At 39.1% G+C, this 16,578-nt stretch carries 21 protein-coding genes; 11 read left to right on the forward strand and 10 right to left on the reverse strand.

The genetic code is table 11. The features are described 5' to 3' along the window. Window positions 1–36: 36 nt before the first annotated feature. Window positions 37–351 carry a YodL domain-containing protein gene (locus KHB02_RS21615; RefSeq protein WP_213145139.1) on the forward strand — a complete coding sequence of 105 codons (315 nt, stop codon included), beginning with the start codon at window positions 37–39 and terminating at the stop codon, window positions 349–351. 34 nt (window positions 352–385) lie between these two features. On the opposite strand, the gene KHB02_RS21620 is transcribed toward KHB02_RS21615, so the two are convergent. Beyond that, window positions 386–514 (reverse strand): hypothetical protein, encoded by a 129-nt coding sequence (locus tag KHB02_RS21620; RefSeq protein WP_213145140.1) that lies wholly within the window; start codon window positions 512–514, stop codon window positions 386–388. Window positions 515–694: 180 nt separating this feature from the next. Between KHB02_RS21620 and deoD the strand changes: the two genes are divergently transcribed. From deoD to KHB02_RS21635, 3 genes are all read left to right on the forward strand, one after another. Further along, window positions 695–1,399, forward strand: a complete 705-nt coding sequence (deoD, locus tag KHB02_RS21625) for a purine-nucleoside phosphorylase (protein WP_213145141.1) — start codon at window positions 695–697, stop codon at window positions 1,397–1,399. Window positions 1,400–1,647: 248 nt separating this feature from the next. Next, the gene (locus KHB02_RS21630) at window positions 1,648–3,114 is read left to right on the forward strand and encodes a lmo1851 family serine protease (protein WP_213145326.1); all 1,467 of its coding nucleotides are present in this window, start codon (window positions 1,648–1,650) and stop codon (window positions 3,112–3,114) included. Between the two features lie 132 nt (window positions 3,115–3,246). Then, window positions 3,247–4,068 carry a hypothetical protein gene (locus tag KHB02_RS21635; protein ID WP_213145142.1) on the forward strand — a complete coding sequence of 274 codons (822 nt, stop codon included), beginning with the start codon at window positions 3,247–3,249 and terminating at the stop codon, window positions 4,066–4,068. Window positions 4,069–4,125: 57 nt separating this feature from the next. Here KHB02_RS21635 and KHB02_RS21640 read toward each other — a convergent pair whose 3' ends face one another. Continuing rightward, the gene (locus tag KHB02_RS21640) at window positions 4,126–4,371 is read right to left on the reverse strand and encodes a DNA alkylation repair protein (RefSeq protein WP_241114009.1); all 246 of its coding nucleotides are present in this window, start codon (window positions 4,369–4,371) and stop codon (window positions 4,126–4,128) included. A 95-nt stretch (window positions 4,372–4,466) separates the two neighbouring features. Here KHB02_RS21640 and KHB02_RS21645 point away from each other — a divergent pair, with 95 nt between their 5' ends. Next, window positions 4,467–4,943, forward strand: coding sequence for a FixH family protein (locus tag KHB02_RS21645; RefSeq protein ID WP_213145143.1), 477 nt, complete (start codon window positions 4,467–4,469; stop codon window positions 4,941–4,943). 25 nt (window positions 4,944–4,968) lie between these two features. Here KHB02_RS21645 and KHB02_RS21650 read toward each other — a convergent pair whose 3' ends face one another. From KHB02_RS21650 to KHB02_RS21670, 5 genes are all read right to left on the reverse strand, one after another. Then, window positions 4,969–5,328, reverse strand: coding sequence for a hypothetical protein (locus KHB02_RS21650; protein WP_213145144.1), 360 nt, complete (start codon window positions 5,326–5,328; stop codon window positions 4,969–4,971). Between the two features lie 6 nt (window positions 5,329–5,334). Then, window positions 5,335–5,799 (reverse strand): Hsp20/alpha crystallin family protein, encoded by a 465-nt coding sequence (locus tag KHB02_RS21655; RefSeq protein ID WP_213145145.1) that lies wholly within the window; start codon window positions 5,797–5,799, stop codon window positions 5,335–5,337. 67 nt (window positions 5,800–5,866) lie between these two features. Beyond that, window positions 5,867–6,343, reverse strand: a complete 477-nt coding sequence (locus tag KHB02_RS21660; RefSeq protein ID WP_213120503.1) for an Hsp20/alpha crystallin family protein — start codon at window positions 6,341–6,343, stop codon at window positions 5,867–5,869. A 28-nt stretch (window positions 6,344–6,371) separates the two neighbouring features. After that, a complete protein-coding gene (locus tag KHB02_RS21665; protein WP_213120504.1) occupies window positions 6,372–6,614 on the reverse strand; it encodes a spore germination protein in 243 nt (80 codons plus the stop codon). A gap of 17 nt (window positions 6,615–6,631) precedes the next feature. After that, window positions 6,632–6,874, reverse strand: coding sequence for a spore germination protein (locus KHB02_RS21670; RefSeq protein WP_213120505.1), 243 nt, complete (start codon window positions 6,872–6,874; stop codon window positions 6,632–6,634). 179 nt (window positions 6,875–7,053) lie between these two features. Here KHB02_RS21670 and KHB02_RS21675 point away from each other — a divergent pair, with 179 nt between their 5' ends. Continuing rightward, on the forward strand, window positions 7,054–7,827 hold the full coding sequence (locus KHB02_RS21675) for an SDR family oxidoreductase (RefSeq protein WP_213145146.1): 774 nt from the start codon (window positions 7,054–7,056) through the stop codon (window positions 7,825–7,827). Between the two features lie 112 nt (window positions 7,828–7,939). Beyond that, a complete protein-coding gene (locus KHB02_RS21680; RefSeq protein ID WP_213120507.1) occupies window positions 7,940–8,098 on the forward strand; it encodes a hypothetical protein in 159 nt (52 codons plus the stop codon). 70 nt (window positions 8,099–8,168) lie between these two features. Here the strand turns inward: KHB02_RS21680 and KHB02_RS21685 are convergent, their stop codons facing one another. After that, window positions 8,169–8,726, reverse strand: coding sequence for a GNAT family N-acetyltransferase (locus tag KHB02_RS21685; protein WP_213145147.1), 558 nt, complete (start codon window positions 8,724–8,726; stop codon window positions 8,169–8,171). Window positions 8,727–9,032: 306 nt separating this feature from the next. Continuing rightward, window positions 9,033–10,160, reverse strand: coding sequence for an amidohydrolase (locus KHB02_RS21690; RefSeq protein WP_213145148.1), 1,128 nt, complete (start codon window positions 10,158–10,160; stop codon window positions 9,033–9,035). A 169-nt stretch (window positions 10,161–10,329) separates the two neighbouring features. Between KHB02_RS21690 and KHB02_RS21695 the strand changes: the two genes are divergently transcribed. The 4 genes from KHB02_RS21695 (at window position 10,330) to dapF (ending at window position 13,610) form a co-directional block, all read left to right on the forward strand. After that, window positions 10,330–10,653: a DUF4870 domain-containing protein gene (locus tag KHB02_RS21695; RefSeq protein WP_241114010.1), complete on the forward strand. Its 324-nt coding sequence runs from the start codon at window positions 10,330–10,332 to the stop codon at window positions 10,651–10,653. A gap of 125 nt (window positions 10,654–10,778) precedes the next feature. Next, the gene (locus KHB02_RS21700; RefSeq protein WP_213145149.1) at window positions 10,779–11,633 is read left to right on the forward strand and encodes a patatin-like phospholipase family protein; all 855 of its coding nucleotides are present in this window, start codon (window positions 10,779–10,781) and stop codon (window positions 11,631–11,633) included. A 121-nt stretch (window positions 11,634–11,754) separates the two neighbouring features. Then, the gene (locus KHB02_RS21705) at window positions 11,755–12,546 is read left to right on the forward strand and encodes a hypothetical protein (protein ID WP_213145150.1); all 792 of its coding nucleotides are present in this window, start codon (window positions 11,755–11,757) and stop codon (window positions 12,544–12,546) included. Between the two features lie 80 nt (window positions 12,547–12,626). Next, the gene (dapF, locus tag KHB02_RS21710; protein ID WP_213145151.1) at window positions 12,627–13,610 is read left to right on the forward strand and encodes a diaminopimelate epimerase; all 984 of its coding nucleotides are present in this window, start codon (window positions 12,627–12,629) and stop codon (window positions 13,608–13,610) included. A 1,016-nt stretch (window positions 13,611–14,626) separates the two neighbouring features. Here dapF and KHB02_RS21715 read toward each other — a convergent pair. Next, window positions 14,627–16,474 carry a DNA ligase D gene (locus KHB02_RS21715; protein WP_213145152.1) on the reverse strand — a complete coding sequence of 616 codons (1,848 nt, stop codon included), beginning with the start codon at window positions 16,472–16,474 and terminating at the stop codon, window positions 14,627–14,629. Between the last annotated feature and the right edge of the window lie 104 nt (window positions 16,475–16,578).

The raw sequence follows: 16,578 nt of genomic DNA on the forward strand, positions 1-16,578 counted from the left end.
AAATAGACAAATTATTCAAATAATTGGAGGGGTATTATGATCAAAATGCTGACAAGAAGGACCTGTATTCAATATGATGTGACGCTCTTTCAAACTCCAAAACATCGCGAAAGGAAAGGGCATAAACAGGTTTACCGGACAACCATTCAAGCGGGCAGCAGAGAACAATGTCTTCAGGAAACCTTTAGCCAATTTAATGTTACAGATAGAATCCCTCCCAATTATAAAGGAAGATTTCTATCCACATGGGATATTGTTTTAATTGATGAGGGGCGCGGCGGTCAATATTATTTTCAACTCCAGCCTGGAGGATGGTTCCCTATTAATAGAATAATACTATTTAACAGATAAGGAAGGCTGACATGTTTTTGTCAGCCTCTATATATTATTGCTTTCTGCCTCCGGTAGCACTATCCTCTTTTGCATGTGCCTCATGTTCAGCAATGATGGCTTCCGGCGGCACGTGATTATTTTTTTTCTGCCCGCGAATTCGGTTTCGATGTTTTTTTCCCATTTTTTCAAACCTCCAGTAGGTAATTTTCAAAATATAATTTTGGGCCTACAAATATAATTCCCCACAAAAAATAAAAAATCATGTTTTTTCTCATTTTGGTTTTTATTAAAAAAAGGTGTATGTTATAGTGACTATGGTGCAACATGTTATTGCACTTACATAATAAGGAGGGTTCCATTGATGAGTGTACATATCGGCGCAAAAGAGCAAGAAATTGCTGAAACAGTACTTCTTCCGGGAGATCCGCTTCGTGCCAAATATATTGCTGAGACGTTTTTGGAGGGGGCAGTGTGTTATAACGAAGTTCGGAATATGTTTGGATTTACTGGTACATATAAAGGGAAAAAAATATCTGTTCAAGGAACAGGAATGGGAGTTCCGTCCATTTCTATATATGTGAATGAATTAATCCAAAGTTATAATGTAAAAAACTTAATTCGGGTCGGTACATGCGGTGCCATCCAAAAGGATGTAAAGGTCCGTGATGTTATCTTGGCCATGACGAGCTCGACCGATTCTAACATGAATCGGCTGACTTTTGGGCATGTTGACTATGCGCCTGCGGCAAATTTTGATTTGTTGAAAAATGCCTATGATGCAGGGGTGCAGAAGGGGCTTAACTTAAAAGTAGGCAGCGTTTTTACAGCGGATTCCTTTTATAACGATAATGCCGAGCTTGAAAAGTGGGCGAAATATCAAATCCTTGCTATTGAAATGGAAACAACAGCCCTTTATACTCTTGCTGCCAAGTTTGGCCGGCGAGCACTGTCTATTTTAACTGTCAGTGACCATATTTTAACAGGTGAAGAGACAACAGCCGAAGAAAGACAACTGACCTTTAATGATATGATTGAAGTTGCATTGGAAGCATCTATTAAGGAATAATTGACATAACCCCCTTCCGGAATGAAGGGGGTTACTATTTTTTAATTAATATTTAATAATTTTTTCATTAACTTTTCTTTGTTAAATTTATTAAAAAGATGTTATTCTAAACACTAAGGGTAAATTTTTTAGATTTTAAAAAGTGATTCAAATATTATAGCGAGTCTTGACTTTTCTAGTCACGAAAGCAAGTCCGCTTCTTATTTTGATGGTTAATGAAAGTGGTGATGGCTTTGGAAGAAGAGAAAATGGATCAGGAAAAAGTTGAGCAAGAGCAACTGACGGATAACAATAAGCCGGGATATATTCGTTTAAAAAGATTTCACTTTATTATGCTGCTTTTTTTGATTGTTTTTTTATCAGCAGGAATCACTACAGTTGCCCTTTCATTTGGTGATGAAAAAGTAGTGACAGTTAACAACGACCGAAAAGAATTTGCAAAACTGTATGAAGCATTTGACACCTTGAATAAGGATTATTACAAAAAAGTAAATGATCAAAAATTGATTAATGGAGCCATTAACGGAATGGTGGAATCCTTGGACGATCCTTATTCTGATTATATGAGCAAAGATGAGGCCAAGAATTTTAATAACAGCATTTCTTCATCGTTTGAAGGAATTGGCGCTGAGATTCAAGAAAAAGACGGTCATATTATGATTGTCTCGCCGATAAAAGGGTCCCCGGCGGAAAAAGCCGGTTTACAGCCTAATGACATTATTCTTTCAGTTGATGGAAAAACCCTTCAGGGCATGACATCTACTCAGGCTGTAACCATTATCAGGGGTAAGAAGGGATCGAAGGTCGAATTGTCCATTAAGAGAACAGGACAAGATACCCCGATTTCTGTACCGATTATCCGCGATCAAATCCCAATTGAAACGGTATATGGGGAAATGGTTGATGACAAAATCGCAAAAGTGCAAATTACAAGCTTTTCAACTAATACCGCAAAAGAATTGACAAGCACATTAAATGACTTGCAGAAGAAAGGGATGAAAGGTCTTGTATTAGACCTTAGACAGAACCCAGGCGGTCTTTTGGACCAGGCTGTAAGTATATCGAGTATGTTTGTTCCGAAAGGAAAAGTAATTGTTAAGGAAGAGGACCGTAATGGCAAGATAAAAGAAATTGCCTCACAAAATGCCGGCAGTCCAAATCTTCCATTAGTTGTTCTGATTGATAAAGGCAGTGCCAGTGCATCTGAGATCCTAGCTTCTGCGGTTAAAGAATCAGCTGGTGTTACATTGGTTGGCGAAAAATCGTTCGGAAAAGGAACTGTGCAGACTGCTTCCAATTTCACAGACGGCTCCAACCTGAAATTTACGATTGCCAAGTGGCTGACACCTAATGGTAATTGGATTCATAAAAAAGGGATTAAGCCTGATGTGGAAGTGGCATTACCGGATTATGCATCCTTGTCAATCATTAATCCTGATAAAGAGCTGTCATTATCTTCATCATCAGCTGAAGTCCAAACCGCTCAGAAAATGTTAAAAGCCATTGGTTTTGACCCGGGTCGTGAAGACGGATTCTTTGATGAAAAGACAAAAGAGGCTGTAACTGCATTCCAGACCGCCAATAATTTGCCGGCTGATGGAATCCTAAAAGGCGACTCTACCATGAAACTGATGGAACTATTAAGGGAAAAAATCAAATCTGACGATACCCAAGTTCAAAAAGCAGTCGAAGTCTTAAAAGAAAAAATGCAATAAACGAAGGGCCTGCCACCAATCTGCTTAAGTTAAGCAGCAGGGGCAGGCTTATTAAATTTAATGAATGAACATGACTTCTTCGGGTAACTCTTTAAATAGTGTATTTTTTGTATTTAAAGGGGGGGGGATTTAATGAAGAAGATATCCATCATTTGGCTATTGATCGGCATCCTCCTCGTTGGGCAAAGGGTTCAGGCCGATAGCGATATCAGTTATAAAATCGAAATGCTTGATTGGAAACAGGTCGATGAAATATTGCCGCGGTATTCTAAATTTACCGTCATCGATCTGGAAACGGGGAAACGATTTAAGGTGCAGCGGCGTGCTGGCAGCAATCATGCTGATGTCCAACCATTAACCGTAAAAGATACGAAAATCATGAAAAAAATTTATGGCGGAAAATGGAGCTGGAAACGCAGGGCGATAATCGTCATGGATCAAAAAGACAATTGGATTGCTGCTTCCATGCATGGAATGCCCCACGGTGCCGGTGCTTTAAAAAATAATTTTCCGGGCCATTTTTGCATTCATTTTTATGGGAGCACAACGCATCGGACAAATTCCATGGATTTATCCCATAAGCTGATGATTCTCAAATCAGCCGGAAAATTGGATGATTATCTAGGTGAAGCCAATCCTTACGAGGTAATCAATGCTTACATAACTGGCTTTAAACAACAGGATGCAAGCATTATTTCAGAGGCTTCAGTGCAAAATATCCGTTTGAAGCCAATTCTAAAGAATATTGAAAATGTTAGAATTTCGCGCATGGAGTTATTGCCACCAGAGGATTTATTAGAAGAAATTAGCTTGGAGGTTCCCGTTGAACTTGATTGGGTGTTAAAAAATCGCGGCCGACAAATCTATAAAGGGGCTATTCATTTGGTGCGATTTTCTCCTGCAGATGCTTGGAAGATTGATTCGAAGCAATTTATTAAAGCAAATAAGCTATAAACAAAAAACACCTTAATGAGAGGAGATTTCCTCCATAAGGTGTTTTTTTGTGAAATACTAGATTGGCTGTTCGCCATGTTTGATGAATGTTCGTTCATCTTCAATTAATCCGCAGGCCCCGCATTGAACTCGATAATCAGGTCCGTTGTACGGAAGATGAAATGGTTCTAACTCATTACTGGCGTATTCTCGAATGACAGAGCCCGACTGGGGATCCATTTTTACGGAATGAGATACTTGTTGAATAATATTAAAACGGCTTCGATTGGTTTTACAATTTGGACATCTGTATGGTGTTGTCATAGGTTTCTCCTTTCATTGACTTGTTAAAATCTATTTTTTGCAATAATATTGGTAAGTATGTACAATTCAAGTGAAGAGACAGGAGGGGAAAATAAATGAAAAAATATCTTTGGTGTGTGCTGTCTATTCTTTTTTTAATTTTGGCAGCCTCTTGCGGTAAACAGGAAAATCATAACGCAACCAATGAGCCTCCGCAAATAATAGAGGTAGCTCTCACTATTAAACCGGAAAAAGCAGAACTAAATAAGCCGGTTATATTTGAGGCAAAGGTAACTCAAGGAAAAGAAGCAGTTGAGGACGCAGATGAAGTGACGTTTGAGATTTGGCGGTCAAAGGACGAAAAACATGAAAAAATCAATGTTAAACATGCGGAAAATGGAATTTACCGATTAGAAAAGTCCTTTCCAACAGAAGGTACCTACTATGTAATTTCCCATGTGACTGCAAGAGACATGCACAGCATGCCCAAAAAGGATTTCGTTGTCGGTACACCAAGTGAACCCGAAGACCCAAATGCAAGCCACTCAAATATGGATATGAAAGGTCACGACAATTCAACTAATGGACACTAAAAAAGACAGCACTAGGCTGTCTTTTTTAAACCTCTGCATCTTTTATACCTTTCTTTTCAAGCTTTTCTTTTATCTTAGCTCTTATTTCTTCAGAAAAATCCCCTTCATAAGACGTTCCTACTGTTAAATGTCCTGATAGTTCATTAATATCTAACTGACCAAAATTGATGGTGCTATCCTGCTTTCCCACTGTCAATTTTTCAATCAAAGATTTATTTAGATTATGCCAATTTAAATTAACATTTTTTACATTCGGTTTTGTTGACTCTGTTTCTTGTTTAAATTCCTGTATGGCCGCCTTAAGAACAGCAATTCTTTTCTCTAACTCGGAAATTTTTTTATGCCCTTGCTGCTTGGTGGATTTTCCTGAGAAAATTTGCATCATTGTACTTTATTCAGGAGCGGTAGAATTAAAGGTAATAGGAATGTCTTCAACTTCTTCTAGATTAATGGGCATAAAAATCATTAAAATCCCGTTTTTAATATCTGTCTTTATTTGTTGGCTGACCGTTGGATACGGAAGTATTAATTCCTTCTTAAACTTCCGATTAGCCCGTTCTTTAATATGATACTTGCGATTAGTCTGCAGTGATTTAAATTCCCCTTTGATGGTAAGCACCTGCTGCTGGATGGATATATTGAGATGATCCCGTTCCAAACCGGGGACCTCGGCTTCAAGGATCAGCATATTATCCTCCTCGAATAAATCACATTTTGGAAAAAAATCGCTGATGGTTTGTGGATTGAAAGGGGCTGCAGAAGTTTGCTTGGAATCGAAAATATTGTTCCAAAAATCCTCAGATTGGAAGCTATGCGCTGCATCCATCCATTTTTTTAATTTATCAATCTCCATCATATCACCCCTTGAAAATGGCCAGTTATTTCATCTTATTAATTTGATAAAAAAACATGCAGGAAATGTATTACAAAATTTCCGTTACATCAATCTGTGAAAACTGCATATCGATATTTTTCGGGATTTTCACTTCAAGGGTGCCATCTTTATAGTTTGCTGCTGCACCTTTCTTTTTGACAATGGCTGGGAGGGTGATGGTGTGTTTATCTCCGGGTTCGGGGATGTGTTCGAGAATAAGCTGATTTGACGTATGATACAGGCGAAGTTTTTTGATCCATTCTTCATCTTTAATGGGGATCCTTACAAATACGTAATCGTGTGTCTCAAAGGCTGAGGAGTTTAATGCCCCGGTTCCAGGCTGAGAAGTGGAGGATTGCGGCCCAAAGCCACTGAACATTTCCTGCGGGTTCATCATTCCTTTCATATTTCCGGGTAAAACTTTGCCAATGATATCCTGAACGTATTTGTCAATCTCATCTGGTTTCATTTTTTGAAGAGATTCCCTCACGTCTTTGTTAAAAGGGAACATATTCCATGGGAACATAACATTACATCCTTTCGATTGCTAAAAATTATATTTGATTCAAAATCGGGGCTGAAGGGTTAGCAATTTGGTCCTGATCGGTAATATCAATATCGGTATAAACATTGACATGACCGGAGGATGAAGGAGATAAATCACCAAAAGCCATATTCGTACCGATTAATTTTTGGTTGGAGGTATGGCTGTTTTGGACAATCGGGCCAAAATCAATGTTGGCATTATTATTCATGGCATTTGTTTTAATGTTAAATATATTAATTTGAAAAGGCATGATAATTTTTCAGTCCTTTATATGGGATTTGAAAAGACGTTAGATGGATTCGCGATATCTCCCATATCATTGATGTCCGGATCAATAAAGACATTCTCCATAGCAGCAGTCGGCGGTGCGAAATCTCCATAGGATGCATTTTGTCCCTGGGATTTAGTATTGGCCGTGTGAGCATTATGAAGTGCGTCACCGATGTTGACAGACCCATTGTTTGAGACACTGTTGATTTTAAAGCTGAAAATGTTGATAACAGTCTGCATGCTGTCACATCCTTTACACATTGTTACGGTATAGTATGCAGATGAATGCCCATAGGTTATTAAATCTTGGGATTACCATCCAAGGATATTGTCCAGTGCAAAGTAAATATTTGCATAAATAGAGGATTCTTTTTAACATATAGTATAAGGTGAAAATATATTTTGAGAGGTAATTGTTTGTGGGAAAACGAACAGCTTTGATTACAGGAGGGGTATCTGGAATAGGAAAGGCAACAGCCTTCCACCTTGCAGATAAAGGGTATCAGCTTGTAATCAACTATCGTAATAGTGAAGCGGAAGCAAATTCTTTAGCAAAGGAATTAGACAGGCGATTTGGAACAAAAAACCTTGCCATTCAAGGTGATGTCGCCAATGAAGGGGATTGTCACCGCATTGTAAAGGAAGCCGTATCAGCATATGGGACCATCGACGTGTTTATACATAATGCAGGGCCTTATGTACATGAGCGAAAAAAGCTTGCGGAATACACCTTTGACGAATGGAATTATATCCTTCAAGGAAATTTAAGTTCTTTTTTTTATTTATCGAAAGAGATTATCCCTTTAATGCGAAAACAAAAATGGGGAAGAATTATTACATTAGGCTTTGACAGGGCAGAAACTGCTCCTGGCTGGATTTTCCGTTCTGCCTTTGCATCTGCAAAAACTGGCCTAGCCTCCTTAACCCGGACCATTGCTTTAGAGGAAAGAGAATACGGCATTACAGCAAATATGGTCTGTCCAGGGGATATCACAAATGAATGGAAAGAAAAGAATATTATCGAAGCCACAGAAGCGAAAATCAGTGCAGCAGCATTCGAAAGACAGGGAACTGGCGAAGATATCGCTCGTGTGATTGGTTTTATCGTAGAGGAAAATTCTGATTTTATTACGGGTAGCATTATTCCTGTTACCGGGGGTTGTGATGTTTTAGGGAAGGTTTTTAAAAGTTAATATAGACACTGGAAAATGATTTATAATTTTTTGAACTATTTGATAGTCAAGTATGATAGCAGCTCCTTTTGTTAATAATAGTAAGTAATCATCGATGAAAGGAGCAAAGAATATGAGTTTTAACCTCAATCGAATTAATCCTAATCAAACCCAAGTGTTTTTTCATGATGGCCGCTTTGAAACGCTGACAAATGAGGAACTAGAAGAATTTTTGCTCCATATGGGTCTTAGTGATATAAATGAATCAATGGAACAAAACGTAACGGAATAATTTGTTATCTAACTAAAAAAGGCAATCGGGGTTTTATTAACCACGACTGCCTTTTCTTTTGCAATCAGCTTTATGCTTCGAGACGCTGAGATTCTCCTAAATTTGAGCCGTTTCGCAGCAAATTTAAGGTATAAAGGTCTTTAGGAATTTCATATAAATCAAAAATGTCGCCATTTGCATTTAATTGTTCATACAACGATTTTCTAGATTCATTTGCTTTCATAACATAGGGGAGTTTTTCCGCCGCTTTTATGGAGCGAATATTAACTTTACGGATTCTCATAAAAACTGTTTCGATGCCTAATTCATAAAATAACTCTTGAAAAAATGCGTCTTTAGCTAAACTATTGTAGCCTTTACCATGATATGGTTTTCCGAGCCATGTTCCCAGAAATCCGGCGTTGCCCTCAACATCAAATAAGCTGATGGTCCCGATTGGTGATCCCCATTCATCAAGGATCGTCCGGGATATGATCTCCCCGCGCTCTTCTGCTTCAATGGTTTGTTTTGTCATAAATAAAAATTCCTCATAGGAAGCGGCTTTTTGGCGCACAAAAGGGAAGACATCTGGATGCGTAATTAGATTGTATAATTCGTGGCTGTCATGTACATCGCGTTTTTTTAACATGATTATCCCTCCATATTAGGGCATACCGATCCCATGTCAAAAGAAGCGGCCCACCCTCGAAATTTTTTTAAGTTGAAAAAAAATTTCGGGGTGGGAATCGAACCCACTAGAACCAGTCATGACTGGTGGCGCACCATTTGCCTTCCCTATTTTGTTTGTGTAAAGCAGATTATGATTGTAAACCCCCAATGGAATTACGCTAATAAAATCAGTTTCACCTAGAAAATCATACAAGAAAAGTTTTAAAAAATAAATAGTTATTTGTAGGATTTTTGGTGAAATTTTTTGCCATTTTTCAACAATATTCTACGAATCCTGATAGATGAACTCGCCGCCAATCATTGTCCATAATGGTTTCGCCAAATAATGAAATGGGTGCTGGCTCCAAAGGACCAAATCCGCCTCTTTTCCTGCTTCAATACTTCCTACTCTGTGATCGATTTTCAGATTTTTGGCCGGCAGGATTGTGATGCCTTCAAGCGCCTTCTGTTCCGGCAAGCCTTCCCTGATGGCAAGACTTGCGCAAATATTTAAATATTGAATGGGTACATATGGATGGTCAGTCGTAATCGATACATCAATACCATGCTTGGTAAGCTCCTGATAGGTTTTCCATGTTTTGTTTTTTAGTTCGATTTTCGATCTTCGCGTTAAAGTCGGGCCAACCGATACCTGTAAGCCAAGACCGGAAAGCTCATTCGCTATTAAATGCCCTTCCGTACAGTGTTCAATTCGCAAATCAAGATTAAACTCTTCAGCGAGCCGTAATGCAGTAATAATGTCATCTGCACGATGGGCATGGATTCTTACAGGTATTTCTCTTTTCAGTGCCATCACGAGGGGTTTAATCCGAAAATCATCAGGATTCTCCGTGTTAATGGCTTGATAGAAAGCTTCTCTAAGCATCCCCATAATTCCCATTCTTGTTATGGAATTACTGTTTCCATGACTGTGAATTCGCTTCGGGTTTTCCCCTAGGGCAATCTTTAGCCCGGCCGTCTCCTCGACAATCATTTTTTTGATATTTTTTCCGGTAGTTTTGATGATGGCGGTGGTACCGCCAATTACATTGGCACTTCCCGGCATAATATGGACTGTGGTGATGCCACTTTTTACCGCATCTGTAAAAGCAGGATCTAGTGGATGAACCCCATCAATGGCCCTGATGTGCGGCGTCATCGGCTCATGCGTTTCGTTGGCATCGTTGCCGGCCCAGCCTGTACCTTCGTCATACAAACCCAAATGGGTGTGAACGTCGATAAATCCAGGAAAGAGGCAGTGCCCTTCGCAATCGATTATTTGGATGTCTGTGTCACAGGTGATGTTTTCTTCTACTTTTATTATTTTTCCATTTTCAATTAATACATCACCGCTGCGGATCGGTGCAGATGTAACCGGGTAAATGGCCGCGTTTTTTAAAAGTAATTTTTTCATAAATAAAAACCTTTCTGAATGGGTTTATAGTATTTTATCCATTTTAACAAGGGAAAAGTGGTTATTAAAGGCTTTTTCATTATTTTTCCGGTGTTTTTTGGTACTAATGACACATTTAAATTTGTTTTGCGTAATAGTATATAGGAGTATTTATTAGGGGGGAGCGCGTTTGGTTAGTAATGAGGAAAGAACAATGGCTGCTGTCATGTACGTGCTAAACTTCTTTGTGCCTGTAATTGGACCGCTGATTATTTGGCTGTTAAAAAAGGATGAGTCAGCATTTATTGATTATCATGGGAAGGAATATTTTAATTTTACAATTTCTTATATTGTTTACTTTGTCATTAGCAGTATCCTTATTGTTCTACTTGTCGGGCTGTTCCTAATTTGGGTGGTCGGTATCGCGGCCGCAGTATTTAATATTATTGCCGCGGTGAAAGCTTATGAAGGAAAGGAATACCGTTTCCCGTGGATTTTCCGGTTAATAAAATAAGTGAGGGATGACAGGCTGTCTTTGACAGTCTTTTTTTATAGCTAAAAAAGTCTTTTCATTTTGCAAATGGGCAGAGATAATCTATAATTTCTATTGTTTAATTGGCAAAGAAGGGACGGATCTGCATGAATCATCGAGTCGGTTTGGTTTTGGAAGGCGGAGGGATGCGGGGTGTTTATACTGCGGGTGTCCTCGAATACTTTTTAGAGCAGGAAATGTTCTTCCCCTATGTTATTGGCGTATCTGCAGGGGCATGCAATGCAGCCTCCTATTTATCGAAACAAAAAGGCAGAAATAAAACCGTCACGATTGAATATGCTTCTGACCCGCGCTATATTTCGTGGAAAAACTATTTTAAGAATCGGCAAATTTTTGGGATGGATTTTATTTTTGATGAAATTCCCAACAAACATATTCCTTACGACTTTGACAGGTTTTATCAAAATCCTTCAGAATTTGTCATCGGGACGACTGATTGCATGACTGGGGAACCCGTTTATTATAGTAAAAAGGATTATGGGAAAGATCTTCTGACTGTTTTAAGGGCCTCAAGTTCATTGCCGTTTATTGCACCTGAAATCCGTTTTAAGGAAAAAATTCTGCTCGATGGTGGAATCAGCGACCCCATTCCGATCAAAAAGGCAAAACAGGATGGCTATGAAAAAAATATTGTCATCTTAACCCGTAATGCCGGTTATCAAAAAAAACCATCTAAATTTCATTTTCTGGCTGACAGAAGGTACCCTGAATATAGTGGTTTGTTAACAGCACTTCGGAATCGCTATCAACAATATAATGATACGCTCAATTACTTGGATGAAGAAGAGAAAAATGGGAGCAGCTTTCTCATCCGCCCTACAGTACCGCTTCAAGTAGGAAGAATTGAACGTAATCCACGTAAATTAGAAATACTTTATAATCAAGGTTATGAGGATGCAAAAGCATTAAAAGACTCTATCAAAAAATATATAAACGAGTAAAAGAAGAGGTCAACTTTGACTCTTCTTTTTCTATTTTTTGATTGATAGAAAAACTTCTATCATTTTTTAGCGGAAGCAAAAATAGATTAATATAGAAAGGAAATGATAAGGAGTTTTCTTAATGAGAATAGACCAACATTACCGGGCTTCCGCCAATCTTAGTTTAAACGGCAGCATTGCTGCTATACTGCCGGCCATGCTGATTGTTTCAGGGAATTTTTCCTTTTTTAAAACAAATGAAATTATGTTTTTAACCATTCCGTTTATCCTCTATAGTTTCTTTGCGTTTCAACTCTATCTTTTTAGAATGAAGCAATCGCAGTCGATTCAGCGAAATTTGATCTTGATTAAAGAAGAAAAACCTGCCCGGTCTTTTTTTGAGGCCCGCCACTTGTTACTTCTTCATGTTCAAACCCTTTCTCCCAGATTACAGCTTTTTTTTCCAAACGGACATTTAGCGGCCTCGATAGTGAAAAAGTCTGGCAGAGGTTTTTTCAACTATAACCGCAACAAAACCTTTACTCTCTGCAACTCAAATGATGAGATGATTGGTTTTTATAAGGTAAACGAAAGCAAAATTCTTAAAATTGAAGTGTTTGATAGGAATTGGAATTACTTGGGGTGCATGGAGAAAAGGAAAATTTCCTGGAACAAATACAAGAAAGAATTACTGGATGCCAATGGTAAATATATTGGCGCCGTTGAGGGCTCCGCGTTGTATATGGATGAGCAGGTTTTAAACAAAGGAGAAAGAATGGTGGGGAGGCTTAGAAAAGGCTGGATGCCGATGGAATGGAGCGGCCTGTTTCCGGATCCCAATACCCCGGTACTCACCTTCACAGATAGCTTATCAGAGGAGGACAAGCTGTTAAGGCTGTCATTTTTAATAAATGAATACTTTATTGAAAGATAAAATCAACTTGTTTCCCCTCTTTCTTATTGTTTGGTATGATATATAATAAATTTACCAAACAGCTAGACGGGGGTTTTTTTGTGGACATAACATTAATTAAAGGACATGGCTCTGGTAACGATTTTCTAATCATTGATGAAATAACGAATGGCTATTCTTTTTCCGAAAGTGAAAGGGCTGAACTTGCTAAGCTGCTTTGCAATCGGGAAGGCGAGCTTGGTGCCGATGGAATTTTGTATGTAATAAATAGTAAAAACGCGGATGGCAGAATGCGGGTTTTTAATGCAGACGGCTCTGAGGCTTCGATGTGCGGAAACGGGCTTCGCTTGGTTGCCCGCTATGTCTGCGAGCTAAAAGGGCTGGATGAAGCCGTAATCGAAACCATGAAGGCGAATCTCAAAGTAAGCCGGAAACCGGAAATTTATGACGGTGTCCCCACCTATCAGGTAGAAATTTCACCAGTATTATTTGAACTAAGTGCTTTGCCGCTGAATTTAGATCAGCCAACGCTTCTGAATGAAAAAATTGAAGAGCTTTCGGATGATTTAATGTTTACAGCCCTGGCGGTTCCAAATCCTCATTTAGTGGCGATTGTTACTGCTGGACAGCTTGAAGGTAACCTTCAAAAAGAATTAAGTGAAAAAGTCAACGGACCAAATGAATTATTCCCTGATGGGGTGAATGTGAGTTTTGTAAAGCCGCTTGAATCTGGCGCCATTTATGTGCGGACATTTGAGCGCGGAGTTGGCTTTACAAATGCCTGCGGAACGGCGATGTCTGCTTCTTCCTTAGTAACATGCCTGCAGGGGTTAAATAAACTTGAAACCAGTATTCAAGTTTATAACAATGGCGGAAAGGTTCACTGCATTGTTCACCAGCAGGATGGCAAGTACCGGATTGATCTAATCGGCAATGCCACATATCTATATAATGCCGCTATAAGTGTTGACCTAAGCGGCGCAACCTTCACAGTTTCACGCAAAGAGGAGCTTTCGGAGCAGCAAACCTACGAAAAGCTGCAAGGAGAGGTGCAGGAGTATTTAAGTACAACGCTAAAAGGATAAGGAATCCCCTTATCCTCAAATTGTCGAGAAAGGTTAATTTTCTCGGCAATTTTTTATTTTGTCAAAGTCTATATTGATTGTCTATGCAACTGGGCCAGTTGATTTCCGCTCCGGGCACTCGCTTTCCGCGGGGAGGTCCTGAAGCCTCCTCGGCGCTATGGCGCCTGCGGGGTCTCCAGTGACCTCTCTATCCCGCAGGAGTCGAGTGCCCTCCGCTCCAATCAGCTGGGAGGCAAATCAACCTGAAGTATTGCACACACATTTTCCAGCCTTGCTAAGTGTATTGGAATCTTTTCTTATTCTGACGGGCTGAAGTAAGAATAGCCTATTCTCTTACATTATTTAATCCACTTAACCGGCAGTAGTGAGTTCATGCGGCTTTTCTTTTGAATCTGCGAAGCTTCGCTCAAATTTTTTCCTTTCTAAATTTATGGCTCTGTTATTATTCATTATTGATTTTCGTGAAGGTATGAAAATTCATAGGCGGAGAATTTCCGGCTAATGTATAAAGAGGAAGCTTAAGAAGCAGAGATAAGCGGAGATATTCCGATTAACTGTTCTAAATAACACAAAATCCAAAGATTTAGATGATATAACCGGAAAAACTTCCTTTATTTTTAAGGAAATATGAGTTTTTCCCAAAATACACGGAATTCTTCCGTTTATTTTTCAAACTCAGTAAAATCAACATTCAGTTATAACACAGCCAAATTTATAAAGCATTCTTCCCGATTTAGATAAGCGATTTAAGCTTATTCTTTTCTTGCAACTCCCAGAATAGAAACAAATCCACAATCAATTTGGTTACACTGTTTGGCTTACCGCTTATTTTTATTACAGTTAAAGTTCTTTATTTAACACCTGTTGATTGGCGCGGAAGGCACGTAGACTCCTGCGGGAGTACGCGGCAGGGGAGACCCCGCAGGAGCTTTAGCGACGAGGAGGCTCCCCGGCACGCCCGCGGAAAGCGAAGTGCCTGGAGCGCCAATCAACAGACTTGTTGAAAGGCCAATATATTAATTTCCTTTTTTTCGTGAATTTTGTTTTAATACTTCCAGTACAGGCGCGAAGGGCTGAATTGATTTCGTTTGGAAATAGTTTTTAAATGGGTCCCCAAACTGCTTAATTCGTTCTACAGCATAGTCCAATGTAAACATCCTAGGGTTAAGCTTTTCGTCTACTTCCTCCCAAAAAAGCGGTGTAGCAACCCCGCCATGCTCGTTCCCTCGCATCGAATACGGCGCAACAATCGTTTTTCCTTCCCCATGCTGGACATAATCCACATATAACCTGTTTCCTCGTTTCTTTTTCATTCTTTCGATTGTAAAGGAATCGGGATCTTTTGAAATCAAATATTCGGCGATGAAGCTCGTAAACAATCTTGTGTCATCATAGCTGAATTCATCTTCTGGCAATGGAAGATAAATTTGCAGTCCCTTATTACCAGAGGTTTTGATAAACCCGATCAAGTTTAACTGATTAAGAACCTCTTTTATTAATAAAGCGGCCTTTATTGCCAAATGAAATTCATCCTGTGATGGAGGATCTAAGTCAAACACAATTTCACTTGGCCCCTTGCTCATGGTAGTTTGAAATGGCACATGAAACTCAATGGCAAGCTGGTTTCCAAGCCATATCAAGGTTTTTAAGTTATTGCAGAGAATATAATCAATGTCATCAGCTGTATGGGTATGGACAAAATGCGGAGCATAATCTGGACAATTCTTTTGATAAAATGCTTCCCCAAACATCCCGTGCGGAAAGCGAATGACGGTAAGTAAGCGATTTTTTAAAAATGGCAGCATATACGGGGAAATTTCCCTTAAATAAAAAATATAATCAGCTTTCCTGATATTGAACTTGTCCCACAGCGGCTTATCAGGATGAGTGATTTCAAGGTCTTCAGGCAGATTTTTTTGCTGAAAAATAAATTTATCATAGGTGCAGTCCTTAGGTACCAAATCAAATCTGAAATGGTCAAAATGAGGCTCGCGAAGCTGGTTTTCATAAAGCTCCAAATATTTCACTTCCAGGCAGATGGCAGGCTCTACAAAAATAAATTGGTTATCCTCTTTGACCATATTTTGTTTTAAGATTTGCCCAAGGGCCTGTTTTTCATCCGGTTTAAAGCCGAATAAAACTTGTCCTACCCCGTAAATGGAGTCATCCTTATAGACCCCCACATAAAAATATCCATTTGTTTTATCATAGGAGGTGACAAAGCAGCTGACATATTTCCAATTCTTATACTTTAGCCAATGTAAAGACCGCTTTCCTTCCTCCCAAATACTTGAGGCCTGTTTAGCTACGATCCCCTCACCGTCGTATAGCACCACTTTTTCCCATATTTCATTAAAATCCTCATAGGCCATAACAGGCTGCAGAAGCTGCTTATTATATGGGTCAGCATTTAATTCAAGTCCTGTTTTTTTAAATAATCTGTTTAGTTCTTCTTTTCTTTTTAAAAATTCAAGGCCATACATCGGCTTACCATTTTGGACTAATAAATCAAAAATCATCAAGCGGCAGGGGGAATTTTTTGCTTGCTCTCCTATTTTTTTCGCTGCCTTTAAGCGGCCGCGTATTTGAATGGCTGAAAAATTAGCTTTATAGGGATTTTCAAGGGAAACAAGTTCACTATCGAGTTGAAGCGGCAGAAATGGTTTAAATTCATTTTCATGCTGTAATAAAAAATCCTCTATTTCTGGAAATTGTGGTAATAGGGATTTCCCATTTCGGCTTGTCAATTCGATCCCGTTTGAATCCCAATCCAGTATGGCTCGAAATCCATCATATTTTACTTCGAAGAGCCAGTCTTTCTGAACAGGCTGATCAAAAGTCAGCGTGGGGAGCATCGGTTTCATGGAAAATGCCCTTTCTTTTTTCAGCTAATAAGAAAGTATAAAATTTTCTCAAATTTTATACTTTCTTAACGCATAAATTCAACTACGCCTCTGTCTTCGTCCTA

Source organism: Neobacillus citreus (assembly GCF_018343545.2).
Classification (GTDB): domain Bacteria; phylum Bacillota; class Bacilli; order Bacillales; family Cytobacillaceae; genus Neobacillus; species Neobacillus citreus.